Raw genomic sequence first — 13,831 nt, 5'->3', positions numbered from 1 at the left:
TTTCCTTAAGTCACAGACAGGGCCCATGATTGCTAGTGCGCAACCATCGGCCCTGTTTCTGCTCAGTGTCTCAACAACTATCTGACAAGCTCAAACGAGCTCTTAAACTTTCGCGTGGATCGGTTCATGCGCGGCGATAGTGAAATCCGGATGCATAAACTCAGCCTCGCCATGTACTGCCAAGTCGCCAGCCAATTCACCCAGCGCGGTAGCCATTTTGAACCCATGTCCGGACAAACCAGTGACCACAACGACATTGCCAATCCGGTCAATGATGGGATCCTTCGATGAGGTAAAGCTATCGAAGTGGACGCTGTAGCGGTTAGGCTCCGGCTGCACTCCAGGGAACATATCGACGACCTTCTCGCCAAAAGCCGAGACAGCTTCCGGGTCGAGCCGTAGATCAGCGTTTTCGATTCGTTCCTTGCCGGGTGCTCCCCAAATGTCCATCCCGGCGATCTTGACCGAGTAGCCATCGACGCTGGGGGCGCCGAAGACGTGGAAACCGTCCCGGTCTCGGATAAAGCACGGCAACTGCTCCGGCACGAAATCGGAGTAAGACTTGGGCAAGAACCAGGTCAATGCCAGCTTGCGAATCTCAATCAGATCGCAGACCTCCGGCACTAGCTCCTTGACCCACGAGCCTGCGGTGACGATGACGCGATCAACCATCACCTCTCGACTCTCAGTGGTGATCTTGACTCCTTCATCAGCCAAATCCTCAACATTGAGAATCCGCTCATGATCGAAGACCGTCGCGCCATTGAGTTTGGCTTGTTCCAAGGCGCTCAGTACTGCCAGCTCCGGGCGCAATGCACCACCGTAAAGATCGAGAACTCCAGCCTCATCATCCCGGAAGTCCAGACCGGGATAGCGGTGCCGCATCGCCTCTGCGGTGAGTCGCTCGTGCGGTAGGCCGAACTGTTCTACTGATTCCACCATCCGCTTAAACGGAGCATGATCTTCTTTTCCTACACTCAACACTCCAAATGGATTGAGTAGCCGACGACCGGTCAATCCGCCCAAGTCTTGCCAGAGTTCACGAGCGCGCAGCAACAACGGAACGTATTTCGCACCCTCATGATAGGCAGTGCGAAACAGCCGAGACTCGCCAGTGAAGGCTCCGTATCCGTGGCCGACTCCAAACTGCTCGAAGCCGATGACCTCGACGTCTTTATCCTTGCTCAGCTGCCACATAGCCATGGACCCGCTGGTTCCCAATCCGATGACTCCGACGCGGGTTCGTGCAGACATGATGGTGATGCTTCCTTTCGAGCTTTCGTGCTGGGTGTGGGTAGTGCGTTAAGCCAAGACGGGAGATTCCCAGAGGTTCAAGCTGGTGCCCAGTCCCTTGCTCTTGGCGGTGTCATAAATATCGGTAGCCCAAGCGACGTCCTCGACCGGCATGCCACCAACGGAGTAGAGAATGATCTCTTCATCGTTAGCTCGGCCTGGGGCGCGGCCTGCGGCAATATCGCCCATCTGAGACGTGGCATCCTTGGCCAGGTCTCCACTCTCGATCATGTCCCACCAGCGGTTTCCGGGGATACCAAGGAGGCGGTAGGCAACTTCGGTGCCGTACTCCTCGTTCCAAGCGTCATAGAGGCCGTCGTAGTCAACGACCAGGCGGGTGCTCGGATCGGTGACCAACTCGTCGTCGAAACGCGCGGCAGCCGGCAGCAGCAACAACGCACCGGGTGAGAGAATCTCACGCGGGAAGTAAGGGAAGGCTTCCGGGCCAGCGGCATCGGTAGTGGTAGCTGCAATGACGATGTCGGTGTCTTTGCAGGCTTCCTCGATCGAATCAACGATCTCGAAGCTAACCTCCGGGTAAGTGCTCTTAGCCCACTCGGTAAAGCTCTCGGTCGAGCCAGCCGAGCGACCCTTGATCTTGACCGTGGTGATGGGGCGCTGCGAAATGGCAGCATCCAGGATGGTCTTGCCCATCACGCCGGGGCCGATGATGGCGACTGAGCTCGCATCAGCCTTAGCTAGGTGCTTGACGCCCACACCCGGGACCGCACCGGTGCGGTAGGCAGAGAGCAAGTTGGCGGACATGATGGCCTTGGGAGCGCCAGTGACCGTGTCATTGAGGACAAAAACGTGAATGGAGCGCGGGAGCCCGGACTTACGGTTTTCGGCATTAGAGCCGTACCACTTCACACCCGTGCCGTTGAAGCGTCCTCCTAGGTAGGCAGGCATCGCCATGAAGCGACGATCCGGACCATCAGCGGGCATCCCGGGGAATTCGGGCTTTTCCGGGAAGGTGATCATTGCGCCGTGAGAATTCGATTTCAGGCCAGCCATCATGTAATCGCCATCGGCGAGCAGCACGAGGGTTTCCTCCATGACATCGACGCAGCGGGCGATGTCGGTGACTCCGGCTTCAACCATTTCGGGCTCGGAGAGGTAGAGGAAATCGATATTGGTGGAAGGAGTATTGCTGGTCACGTTTTGTCCTTAGCTCTTCAGATACTTGGGGGCTTTAGCTTGATTACTTGGGACTATCTGGTGGGGTCGGTTCAACCGTGGTTTCTGGCTTTGCCTCAGCTTTGACAGGGCGACGGCTCTCACTTGCCCGAGAGGTCGCGCCGAACATGCCGGTGCTGCGGATGTCATAGGCAGACTCAGCGTGGAGCGACTGATCGATGCCATCGGCTTCGTCTTCTGGAGAGATTCGGATGTCGTAGATTTTGGTCATTATGGTGGCAATCAACCAGGTGACACCGAAGGCCCAGGTCAGGGTGACCACAACTGCGAGGGGTTCACGCCAGAGCAGGGAAGTGTCTCCACCAAGGAGGACACCTTGGACTCCGGCCGGGGCTGCTGCAGAACCGAAGAGCATAACAAAGAAGGCGCCGACGATTCCGGCGATGCCGTGGACTGCGAAGACGTCCAGGGAATCGTCGATCTTGTGGCGGGACTTCCAGCTAATTGCCCACGCTGCACCTGCTGCACCGAGGAAGCCGGCGATGATGGCACCGATCGGGCTGACGGCATCGGCTGCTGGGGTAATCGCAACCAAGCCAGCAATCATGCCGGTGACCAGGCCCAACAGAGTGGGCTTGCCGTTGCGGAATTTCTCGATGAGCATGAAGCCCATAATTCCGCCACCAGCGGCCAGCAAGGAGGTAACCACGACATAGGTGGCGAGGAAGTTCGCACCACCGGCAGTACCACCGTTGAAGCCGAACCAGCCGACAACGATCAGGCCTGCGCCCAACAGGGTCAAAGGCAGGCTATGGGGACGGGTGGGGCCGGAACGACGAGCACCCAAGACCATTGCCAAGGCCAGGCCAGAGGCACCAGCGTTCATATGGACGGCCGTGCCACCTGCAAAGTCATGCATGCCGACGTTGTTGACCAACCAACCACCAACGATCCCAGCTTCTTCGTCATCGAAGGCGAACACCCAGTGAGCCAAAGGACCATAGACGAAGGTGAGCCAGAGAGCTCCGAAAATGAGCCAGGAGCCAAACTTCATCCGCCCTGCTGCGCCGGAGGCAACTAGTGCCAGGGAAATAGCGGCAAACAAGATAAAGAAGCCACCCCAGAGGATTCCGCCAGCTCCATCATCTTCGATGAGCGAGTTGAAGCCAATGTATTCTCGCGGGTCGCCGATCAATCCCAACCCACCGAGGGAGTTTCCGAGGACTAGACCATGGCCGTAGAGGACATAGACAAATGTGGTGACGGCCAGCGAACTCATGACCATCATGAACATGTTAAGAACCTGCCCGCTGCCGAGCATGCCTCCGTAAAGAAGAGACAAACCGGGGAACATCAGGCCCACCAAAGCGAACGCTGTCAGGATCCAGGCAATATCTGCGACATCCATGCAATTACCTCTTTCTTACCTGCAGTTTCGGAGTGTTGAGGCGACTATCATGGTTATTTTCTATCGCCTGACAGGCAATTTACTCAATTTTCTATCAATAGGTCAATAGATATTGCAATGTGTGACTACAGCCACAATCAAAAGTATGCAGCACTGAACCCACTACAAGGCCAACAGCCGAGCCTCAATAGCGGACAGAATCAAAGCTTCACAGCACGCCCATTATGGGCGATCCCCTCAACATCCCAGTGCGGGACGGAGCGTTCAGGATCATGTGAGGAGCCGTCTGCACGGACCACTCGCCACCAGGCAGTCAGGTGCCCATAGTTGGCCATGATGCGGCCAACCTGACGTGGGCCAGTACCCACCTCGGCAGCAAGCGCACCATAGGTGGTCACTTGGCCGGGCGGGAGCGCGTCAACAAGCGCGAGGACCGCAGACGTCAGGTCATCGAGCTCGAATACCGGGTCAGAACTCAAAGCCCTCAAGCGGGTCAGACTCGCGGATATCCTCCACCGGTTCCTCAACCTCACACAACGTGACGGTCGCGCCGGTGGAATCAGAGATCAAACACATAAGGCCAAACTCCGAATCCCAAGGATCACGGATCACCTCACCGCCAAGTTCCGGGACCTTAGCCACCGCAGCGGCCATATCTAAGACACCCAAATAGCTCTGCCAGAAGCTCGGCACCTGGGGCGGGAAATTCCCCTCGGCCTTCCAAATGCCTGCGAAGGCGGCACCCTGTGCCAACGCGGTGGTGTAAGTGAACTCCTCCCCCGCGTTCATGGCTACCAGCTCCCAATCTAGCAAAGAATGATAGAAATCAACGGCATCATCAAAGCCCGTGGTAGCGGTCAGCTCATGCCAGACTGGGGTGCCCGGCTCGCCGGCCGCGACAAAAGCATCCTCGCCGGCCGGTTCGATGAGACCAAACATTGCCCCGGCGGCGTCGATAAGCACGGCCATCCGGCCTAGCTGAACGTCAGTGGGTTCAGCAAGGACTCGCCCGCCGAGTTCAACTACCTGGCGGACCTGGGCATCAATATCATCAGCCAAGAAATAGGTCACCCACGTATCCGGAAACGAAGAGCCATCGGCCGGCTGCGGGATAAGCCCGGCGACCGGCAGACCCTGCACGCGGGCGATGCGATAATCATCGCCAGAAATCTCCCAGCCGAGCAGCTCGGAATAAAAGTGCGCAGACTTTCGAGCGTCGGAGGTAGTCAGATCGATCCAATACGGCATTCCACCGATGGCCTCAAAAGCTGGCATTACAGGTTTCTCCACTTCTCGGGGTCAAAGTCATCATCCGCAGTAGCCTCGTCAAAATAGTCGCCCTCAGCCTCTGCACTCACACGGGCGCAGGAGCCAGCAACGCAAACCAAGTCCCCAACGCGCAACGTTTTGCCACGGCGGGTATCCACCTCACCATTGACACTCACCTGTCCAGCGGCAATAGCCTCTTTGGCCTCACCGCCAGTAGCTACCAGGCTGGCAAGCTTGATGAACTGGCCAAGTTTAATGGTCTCACCGCTGATCGCGACCTCTGCTCCCTGCATGATGGCCAGTGTACTTATCGGGTTCCAGGCAGCAGTACCGCCTACCGGGATATCGGTTTTAGAGTGCCGAAATAGCCAGTGCTAACCCCTGGAGACCTTCCCAGATCATCACCAGCGCTAGCAGGATAAACACCACACCAGTGATGAGATCGATAACCGCCGCATTGCGCACAATTTTGGAGGCCAGCACTCCTACCGCCAAAGCAAAACCCACAAACCAAGCGATACCCGTGACAATGAGAATGAGTGCAACGGCTACCGACCAGGCCACGTCCATATCGGGGCGAATAAACTGGGCAAAAATGGCACCGAAGAACAAAATCGCTTTGGGATTAGACAAGTTTGTGGCCAACCCCAGACGCACGGCCTGCAGGGCGCTCAGATCTGGAAGATCCTGGGGCGTTGCTTCCGGATCGGTGCTAGCTGCGCTGCGAGCTTTTAGCCCACTTCGCACGGCACCTGTACCCATCCAGAATAGATAGGAACCACCGAGCAATTGGAGTGCCGTAAGCACCGGCGGATAGGCGCTGACCAGTGCAGATAGCCCTAATAGGGACCCGGTGATCCACAAGATATTGCCCAGCATGATCCCCAGGGCGCACCAGATCCCGGTTGCCCGAGACCGTGAGCCGAGGCGGATGATCTGAACTAGATCAGGACCGGGCGAGACAATGGCCGCGATCCACACGACGAGCAGGGTGCTTAAAGCGGCAGTGGTCACGACCGAACAGTCTAGGCCTGATCGCGGGGCATGATATTCATCGAGTCGATATTCATGTGCGCTGGCAGCGAGGCGACCCAGCGAATGGCCTCTGCAATATCACCAGCGGTGAGATTGAGCTTGTCGCCATAGACGGCTTCGGCTTTATCCTGATCGCCCTTGAACCGGACCAGGGAGAAATCGGTGGCGACTCGACCTGGGTCAATCTCAGTGATGCGGACCGGGTTTTCTACTTCTTCCAAGCGCATGGATCGGGTTAGTGCTCGCAACCCGAATTTCGCGGCGTTATAGCCGGAGCCACCTGCATAAGCGTTGAGCGCGGCCATGGAACCAATATTGACGATCAATCCCTCGCTGGCCAGCAACAGCGGATAAAGCGCCTTGGTCACTCGGACCGTACCTAGGACGTTAGTGTCATACATCCACTTCCAATCCTCAATATTGGCTTCCCGCAGCGGATCCAGGCCTTTGGCACCACCGGCGTTATTGACCAAGAGATCTACCCGACCGAACTTGGCTACCTCTGCCACCAACCGCTCGACAGACTCGTCTGAAGTCACATCGAGTTCGATGGCAGACCCGCCGATGCGTTCTGCGACTTCTTTGATTCGGTCCTGACGACGCGCGGCCACGATGACATACCAGCCATCATGGGCCAGTGCCTCGGCGGTAGCTGCACCGATTCCGGAGGAACCACCAGTAACGACAGCGATCTTCTTGGTGAATGTGGCATTGGAGTTTTCAGTCATAAGTTCAAGTGTGGCAGAAGACAAGGTGATCTGGCTCGGGCGCTGCCAAAAGGGCCGTCGGTGTGTTCATGAGGAGGCTTGTGGGCTGGCAGAGTGTCGGGCTGTCGGGCTGTCGGAGAGTGTCAGAGTTCCAAAGGCGTATTTTCTCACCAGCTCGAATGCTGCCCGGAATCCTGAACAGGGAAAATACGCCTTCAGCGAAAGGGGGTCGGTGAGAAAATACGCCTTCAGCGAAATCACACACCCGCACCAACCCGCACCAACCCGAAATCACCCGCCTGCCGCCCCATGAGTCTGCCGCCCAGCCACCAACGCCCGAATTTTGCGCGTCAGGTCCTCGCCATTCCGGAGCATTCCCGCCGAAACCCGTAGAACCCACCAACCTTGCATGCTCAGCTCCGCGGTGATCCGGGCGTCTCGGTCTCGTTGCCCACGCTGGAGGTGATGCCCGCCGTCATACATCAAAGCAATCTTGAGTCCAGGTTCCCCGAGGTCGAGCACCGTCAACAACTTGGGCCGACCTGACCTAGTCCCCAAAGCTCCAACCTGGCCGTCTTCGAATACTGGGACCTGCTCGCGGAACTCGACGCCGCGCCCCGCCAGCGCCCGCTGGGTCAATAGCCGCAGGGTGGTCTCCGGCGGCGAATCCGCATGTTGACTGCTCCAATCCACGAGACGACAAACCGTCCGCGCATGAATTAATCCCTGCAGACCCCTGATCAGATGCTCGGATCCAAAACCGCACTGTCGACGAAATTGATCAATCACCTGCACCGCCCGCACCTCGCGTGCAGGCATCTGCGAAACCTTTGGCACCTCCCATGCATGCTGCCCGGCCAATACTGAGCGAAGACACCCGGCCAAGGTCAACAAGGGTGGCGTCACAGCTAATTGCTCGCTGCCTAAATGCAACACCCACGGTTTGAACTCCAACCCCAACCGCTGACGAGTGGCGTGCAGCGCATCGGGAGTCAATCGTCTATCGCTAGGGCAACTGAAACAGGCATCGGCTCCATCGCTGAACTCAGTGATTCCCAGCAATGCCGCCGCACTCCATGCAGAGGCCGTCCACTTCGGGTGTTCTCGCAGGTGAGCCACCGCCCGGGTCCGGGCATCAGCCGCATAGCGGATCCCTCGAGGGTGGCTAAGTGCATCAAAATCTGCCAGGCCACTGCTTCTCAAGCGATCGTGTTCGAGCACATGAGCTGGGCTAATCCGGTAGAACCAACGCTCAATCTCCCGATTCAACCGCGGGTTCGACGGCGCTAGGCGGTGATGTCGAGCAGCTCGTGTTCTAACTTCCGCGATCGATAGCGGCAGGCCGAACCCGGCCGGCGGCAACGGCATCCCATCCCAGACTCGGAGCGTTCCCGGCAGGTGAAGGATCGAACGGTCATCGGGGGCACCTCGGTAGGACACAATTTCACTCCTGGATTCCTCACCAGCAATCACGTGGGCATCACTATTGGACTGTCGAAAACGCCTACCGGTTCTCCCACCTCGAAGATCGGCAGAAATCATCGCCGGAAAGCTGGCACAATTGCCCTATGTCCTTCGATCCCAAGACTTATAGCTCTCTCGACGATCTCCGTGCTCAGCGGTGGTATCTGGCAGGTTCCGAAGAGCTCATTGCTCATTGTGAGCGCCGCGCCCGACTGCTCAAGGAGTTCAACGAGTTGGCCAACACTGATCGCAAGCGCGGAGATGAACTCCTGACCCAGCTACTAGCCACCGGTTCCGCGGTGCCAGAAGCCATCGCACCGTTGCAGATGGATTATGGGATCAATACCACTTTCGGCGCTGGGTGCTTCCTCAATTTCAATACCGTCATCCTGGATGTCGCTGAGGTGACCTTCGGTTCGAGGACGCTGGTGGGCCCGAATTGTCAGTTCATTACGGTCGGACATCCCATCAATGATGTGGAGATGCGCGCGGGCGGCTGGGAGCAGGCTCATCCGATCACCATCGGCGATGATTGTTGGCTCGGAGCCGGAGTCACCGTCTTAGCGGGAGTCAGCATTGGGGATCGTTGCGTCATCGGCGCTGGCACCCTGGTCACTCGGGATATGCCTGCTGATTCACTGGTACTGGGTTCGCCAGGCCGGGTAGTGCGCATGCTCAACCAAGGCGATGACCGGCTCGAACGCGAGGACCTGCCCGCAGGAGCACCCGTGGAGGGTCTGAACTTCGGTGTTTGATCTCTCCCGGATCGGCCAGGGGTTGCCGGTGGCTGAGACCATAGATCAGCTGCCCAAGCTTTTAGCTAGAAACCAACGCGCAGTCATCCAAGCTCCTCCCGGAACTGGTAAAACCACGCTCATTCCACCTGCGCTAGCCAACTTTACGGGTGGAAAAGTACTGGTCACCGCCCCGCGCCGGGTGGCCGTGCGGGCGGCAGCTAGAAGGCTCGCCCAGCTCGATGGCAGCCGGATCGGCGAGCGCGTCGGTTTCAGCGTCCGCGGCGAGCATCATCCTGGCAGTCGCGTGGAGTTCATGACCCCCGGGGTGCTCTTGCGCCGCTTGATGTCCGATCCGGAACTCACCGGTATCCAGGCCGTTGCAATCGACGAGGTCCACGAGCGTCAGCTAGATACTGACCTAGTGCTGGGGATGATTTTGGAACTGGCCGAACTGCGTGAGGATCTGGTGGTGACGGCAATGTCGGCGACACTGGACGTCGATAAGTTCGCTGGGCTCATGGACGCCCCGGTGCTGGATACCCCGGCCGTCATCTATCCCTTGATGATCGAATATGCCCCGCACGAGGGACGGCTCGGATGTACTCCGGCGTTCCTCGATCACCTAGCGCTGCAGGCTCGAAAGGCTTGTCGCGAGCATTCAGTGTTGGTGTTCGTTCCGGGTGTGCGCGAGGTTGAGCATGTCGTGTCGCGGATTCCCGGCGCGCTGGCTCTGCATGGATCATTGAACTCATCCGAGCAAGATGCCGCGCTTCGGCCCAGCGATAGCCCGCGGGTGATCGTGGCGACCTCGATCGCGGAGTCCTCCCTGACTGTCCCGGGGGTGCGCGTGGTGGTCGATTCTGGTCTATCGCGGGTTCCTCGCCGCGACGCCGCCCGACACATGACCGGCCTGGTGACCGTCAGCGCGGCCGGATCGACCGTCGATCAGCGCGCCGGGCGTGCCGGGCGTGAGGGTCCAGGCACCGTCATCCGTTGCTATTCGGAGCATGATTATCGACACCTACCAGCGCATATCTCTCCAGAAATCGCAACCTCAGATCTCACCCAGGCTGCTTTGACGCTCGCAGTCTGGGGCACACCGCGTGGAGCAGAACTCCCGTTTGTCGACGCCCCTCCTTCCCTCGCCCTCGATGCCGCCGAGGAGGTGCTGCGTGGCATCGGCGCGATATCGGAAGCTGGCCATGCCACTGATCTGGGACGACAACTCGCCCGGATGCCGTTAGACCCACGGCTTGGGCGCGCGTTGTTGACCTGCGGGCCCAACGCCGCGGAGGTGATCGCCTGTCTGGCGGACTCTCCCCGAGGAGACATCAGTGCTCAGCTGCGCACTTTGCGGGGGCAACCCTCCTTCAAACGAGAAGTCACTCGCTTGCGACGACTGGCAGGTTCGGCCTCGGGGACCTCCGACCCAGGCGTAATCACCGCACTGGCGTTTCCAGGTTGGGTGGCTCGAACTACGGGCGAGGAGTACCTGCTGGCCAGCGGCACTCGCGCAGTCCTACCGCCCAATTCCTCGCTTCGGGGCGCCGAATGGCTGGCCGTAGCCGAGGTCACTCGCGTTGGGTACAGCTCGCGGGAAGGCAGGGCAGGCGCGACGATCAGAGCGGCGGCCCGGCTGAGCGAACAGCAGGCTCGAGAGGTCGTCGGGGTCACTGAGGAGGTTCGCGCGAGGGTCGATAATGGGAAGGTCAAAGGCCTGAAAGTGACCGGGATTGGGGCCATTGTGCTCAGCTACACCCCGGTAAAGGTTCCACCGGAGCAAGCCGCCGAAGCGTTAGCGAACACGATCCGCGAACACGGTCTTGAGATGTTTCGCTTCTCCGATAAGGCCCGCTCGCTCCGAGAGCGGCTGAGTTTCCTGCACTCACGCCTGGGAGATCCGTGGCCCGACCCAACCGCCGCCGACCCTGCTTCTTGGCTGGGCCCGGAGTTGGATGCCATGGCCCACGGCACCTCGGCAGAACGCGTGGATATGTATCCTGCGCTGCAGCGAATTCTGCCCTGGCCAGAAGCAACCCGGATGGAGGAGCTGGCTCCGGAGCGGCTCCAAGTTCCCAGCGGCAACCGCCATCGGATCGCCTACGATACGGGGCGCCCAGTGGTGTCGGTGAAGCTGCAAGAATGCTTCGGCCTCGCTGGCTCTCCCGAGTTGGCTGGCGTACCGGTGCTCTTCCACCTGCTCTCTCCTGCCGGGCGACCATTGGCAGTCACTGATGACCTGGCCAGCTTCTGGTCCGGCCCCTATGCGCAGGTGCGCGCGGAGATGCGTGGGCGATACCCCAGACATCCGTGGCCGGAGGATCCGTGGTCGGCGAAGGCTACCGCCCGGACTAAAAATCGGATGTAGCTGCTTTGATTAGCCTTCGCGTAATCGAAAACCTGCGGGTAGTTCATCTCCATCAAAGGCTGCTGCAGCTTCTGCGAGAATGGGCAGCACCTCTGGGGAGGCAATAATCTCGACGGCGGTGTTGTCATAGATCCTTGCGATAAAGATCTCTGTGGAGACGAAATCCACTGCCGCGGAGAGATCATCGCGCAGGTTTTCGGGGGCCAGGACCTGGTAGCTATCAAGAATTGTCGTCATGTCAACTACCATAAACATCTTCGCTGTGAGAAAGCTGCGAGGAGCTGACAGATCTTATCGACGTCCCCGTCAACCCTCGCCCGGTGCGCCGTGTCTCCTGCCTAGGAACTGGAGCCAGACTGACAACGTCTATCTCATCCGCTTCTATCTTTCAGATATCAGCGATCAAGACATCCAGGCCGTGATAGCTAGCTTGGGGTAGCCGAACTGCTGCCAGCCGAGGTATCCGCTCATCACCACGACCACCGCCAAGAGCGCGCCTCGGACCAGCTTCGCCCCGCCGCCCAATACGGTTCGCGCACCCAATTGGGCGCCGGCAATATTGGCCACCGCCAGGATCAATCCGAGTTCCCACCACACGTGTCCGCCCCAGGCGAACACCACCAGGGCACCAAGGTTGGTCGCAGTGTTGACCACCTTGGCCATCGCCGCCGAGCGCAGAAAATCCTGCGAGAGCAATGCCGTAAACGCCATAATCAAGAACATGCCGGTGCCGGGGCCAAAAATCCCGTCATAGAAGGAAATAACGCCGACGGCCAGCAACAGAACCCATCTTCGCCACGTTGCCACCTCCTTCTTCTCCACCGCCGCTGCACCGAAGGATGGCCGGAAGGCCACGAAAGTGCCGACTACCAACAACAGCACGATGATGATCGGGCGCATGAGGGCGGCGTCGATAAGCGAGGCGGAGGCCGCGCCAGCACCGGCGCACAACAGCGCCAACGGCACGTATTTCACCGCCGACTGCGCACCCACCCGACGCACCATCACCACCGCCGCCGAAGCCGTGCCAGAGACTCCAACCAGCTTGTTAGTGCCCAAAGCCGTCGCGGGGGCAATGCCAGGCACCACCGCTAACAGCAGCGGGATGAGCACCAATCCACCGCCGCCGATTACTGCGTCAATCCAACCGGCCACTGCCGCACCGGAAATCAGTATCGCCCAGATACCGAGCTCGATCTCCACGGGTGATCCTCCTCGTGATGATCGGATGTCCACAATGTGCGATTAACCATACGCGCACCTGATCGGGAGTATGGTGCGATCATGGACAATCGCTCGGTGACGATGCGCTGGCTACTCGTCGTCCCAGCATCTCTGCTGTTAGGAACGCTATTTAGCCTCTGGAATGTTCCGGCAGCGTGGATCCTCGCAGCGATCATTGCCTCCGGAGCCATGGCGTTGGGCAGCGGTGATGAACTTCCCATCAACGAAGGCTTCTATCGGTTCGGGCGCGGAATCATCGGCATGCTCGCCGGCCTGCCACTGGTTGGGGTGCCCCTCGGCGAACTTGGCGGCTACCTACTGCCCGGGCTGTTCGTAGCGATAGTCACCCTCGGCATCGGTGTTGGCGGCGGGTTGCTGTTGGCGGCCCGGGAACGTGAAGTCAGCCGAGAAACCGGGATCTTATCGATGCTCGCCGGTGGCGCCTCGATCATGCCCATCCTGGCCAAAGAACTCGGCGCCGACTACCGATTCGTTGCGCTTGGCCAATACCTGCGCCTGCTGGTCGTCTCCATGTCATTGCCGCTGATCACCGCCCTTTTCGCCCATCCCGGGCATGGGTCAGATGCTGCAGAGAATAATCAACTGTGGTTCATGATCCTCGCGGTGGCGGTGATCGCCTACTTCGGCGAAAACACCGGTCGACTGCTGCGGGTGCCGGTGCCAAGTGTGCTCGGCCCGCTGATCATTACGGTGGTGGCCTCGCTGCTGCTACCTGCACAATTGAGCCTGCAGCCGCCGGAATCGTTTCAGATTCTAGCTTTCCTGGCCATCGGTTGGATGTGCGGCGGCGCATTATCGACCCCCGCGCTCAAAGCCTTCGCCAGACAGCTGCCCGCGACCCTGACTTTCATCGTGGTCATCATTGGTGCTTGCGCGCTGACGGCCCTCCCCCTGACGCAGTGGCTAGGGATCAGCTACTTCGAGGCCTATCTGGCCACCAGCCCCGGGGCATTGGAAACTGTCTTGGCGTTGTCGAGCGAAGGCGGGGCCGGGCCAGCCGTGGTGGCAATTCAGTTGATCCGGTTGCTCTCGGTGCTGGCGATTGCTGGGTGGCTGCCGCAGCTGATTCGACTGCTCACCCGCAGCCGCTAGCCAACCCCCGAGATCAGTGCACCGGGATCACCCGGTCTGGACCGTCTATATACCGGGATCAGGGTTGATACCTGCC

At 59.4% G+C, this 13,831-nt stretch carries 14 protein-coding genes; 3 read left to right on the top strand and 11 right to left on the bottom strand.

Features of this window, described 5'->3' with window-relative positions; all coding sequences use genetic code 11:
• Positions 1 to 102 precede the first annotated feature (102 nt).
• From solA to C5L39_RS10055, 9 genes are all read right to left on the bottom strand, one after another.
• Positions 103 to 1,254 (bottom strand): N-methyl-L-tryptophan oxidase, encoded by a 1,152-nt coding sequence (gene solA, locus C5L39_RS10095; RefSeq protein WP_123048779.1) that lies wholly within the window; start codon positions 1,252 to 1,254, stop codon positions 103 to 105.
• Positions 1,255 to 1,302: 48 nt separating this feature from the next.
• On the bottom strand, positions 1,303 to 2,394 hold the full coding sequence (locus tag C5L39_RS10090) for a tyramine oxidase subunit B (RefSeq protein ID WP_245974976.1): 1,092 nt from the start codon (positions 2,392 to 2,394) through the stop codon (positions 1,303 to 1,305).
• Between the two features lie 100 nt (positions 2,395 to 2,494).
• The gene (locus C5L39_RS10085; RefSeq protein ID WP_123048777.1) at positions 2,495 to 3,838 is read right to left on the bottom strand and encodes an ammonium transporter; all 1,344 of its coding nucleotides are present in this window, start codon (positions 3,836 to 3,838) and stop codon (positions 2,495 to 2,497) included.
• Between the two features lie 200 nt (positions 3,839 to 4,038).
• The gene (locus C5L39_RS10080; RefSeq protein ID WP_123048776.1) at positions 4,039 to 4,317 is read right to left on the bottom strand and encodes an MGMT family protein; all 279 of its coding nucleotides are present in this window, start codon (positions 4,315 to 4,317) and stop codon (positions 4,039 to 4,041) included.
• Positions 4,307 to 5,113: a VOC family protein gene (locus C5L39_RS10075; protein WP_123048775.1), complete on the bottom strand. Its 807-nt coding sequence runs from the start codon at positions 5,111 to 5,113 to the stop codon at positions 4,307 to 4,309. The genes C5L39_RS10080 and C5L39_RS10075 overlap by 11 nt, the downstream gene beginning before the upstream one ends.
• Complete coding sequence (locus C5L39_RS10070) at positions 5,113 to 5,400, bottom strand: RNA-binding S4 domain-containing protein (protein ID WP_123048774.1); 288 nt, start codon at positions 5,398 to 5,400, stop codon at positions 5,113 to 5,115. Before C5L39_RS10070 ends, C5L39_RS10075 begins: the two co-directional genes overlap by 1 nt.
• A gap of 58 nt (positions 5,401 to 5,458) precedes the next feature.
• Complete coding sequence (locus C5L39_RS10065) at positions 5,459 to 6,121, bottom strand: LysE family translocator (RefSeq protein WP_123048773.1); 663 nt, start codon at positions 6,119 to 6,121, stop codon at positions 5,459 to 5,461.
• A gap of 11 nt (positions 6,122 to 6,132) precedes the next feature.
• Positions 6,133 to 6,870 carry an SDR family oxidoreductase gene (locus C5L39_RS10060; protein WP_123048772.1) on the bottom strand — a complete coding sequence of 246 codons (738 nt, stop codon included), beginning with the start codon at positions 6,868 to 6,870 and terminating at the stop codon, positions 6,133 to 6,135.
• A 270-nt stretch (positions 6,871 to 7,140) separates the two neighbouring features.
• A complete protein-coding gene (locus tag C5L39_RS10055) occupies positions 7,141 to 8,289 on the bottom strand; it encodes an endonuclease domain-containing protein (protein WP_123048771.1) in 1,149 nt (382 codons plus the stop codon).
• 128 nt (positions 8,290 to 8,417) lie between these two features.
• On the opposite strand from C5L39_RS10055, the gene C5L39_RS10050 reads away from it, so the two are divergent.
• Positions 8,418 to 9,068 carry a sugar O-acetyltransferase gene (locus tag C5L39_RS10050; RefSeq protein WP_123048770.1) on the top strand — a complete coding sequence of 217 codons (651 nt, stop codon included), beginning with the start codon at positions 8,418 to 8,420 and terminating at the stop codon, positions 9,066 to 9,068.
• On the top strand, positions 9,061 to 11,418 hold the full coding sequence (hrpB, locus tag C5L39_RS10045; RefSeq protein WP_123048769.1) for an ATP-dependent helicase HrpB: 2,358 nt from the start codon (positions 9,061 to 9,063) through the stop codon (positions 11,416 to 11,418). Before C5L39_RS10050 ends, hrpB begins: the two co-directional genes overlap by 8 nt.
• 9 nt (positions 11,419 to 11,427) lie before the next feature.
• Here the strand turns inward: hrpB and C5L39_RS10040 are convergent, their stop codons facing one another.
• Both C5L39_RS10040 and C5L39_RS10035 read right to left on the bottom strand, forming a co-directional pair.
• Positions 11,428 to 11,655 carry a hypothetical protein gene (locus tag C5L39_RS10040; RefSeq protein WP_126268756.1) on the bottom strand — a complete coding sequence of 76 codons (228 nt, stop codon included), beginning with the start codon at positions 11,653 to 11,655 and terminating at the stop codon, positions 11,428 to 11,430.
• A 165-nt stretch (positions 11,656 to 11,820) separates the two neighbouring features.
• On the bottom strand, positions 11,821 to 12,621 hold the full coding sequence (locus C5L39_RS10035) for a TSUP family transporter (RefSeq protein WP_123048767.1): 801 nt from the start codon (positions 12,619 to 12,621) through the stop codon (positions 11,821 to 11,823).
• An 81-nt stretch (positions 12,622 to 12,702) separates the two neighbouring features.
• Here C5L39_RS10035 and C5L39_RS10030 point away from each other — a divergent pair, with 81 nt between their 5' ends.
• A complete protein-coding gene (locus C5L39_RS10030; protein WP_123048766.1) occupies positions 12,703 to 13,755 on the top strand; it encodes an AbrB family transcriptional regulator in 1,053 nt (350 codons plus the stop codon).
• Positions 13,756 to 13,831 lie beyond the last annotated feature (76 nt).

Source organism: Corynebacterium alimapuense (genome assembly GCF_003716585.1).
Lineage (GTDB): Bacteria > Actinomycetota > Actinomycetes > Mycobacteriales > Mycobacteriaceae > Corynebacterium > Corynebacterium alimapuense.
Note: the sequence above shows the minus strand (reverse complement) of the source record. Positions and strands in the feature narration are given on the sequence as shown.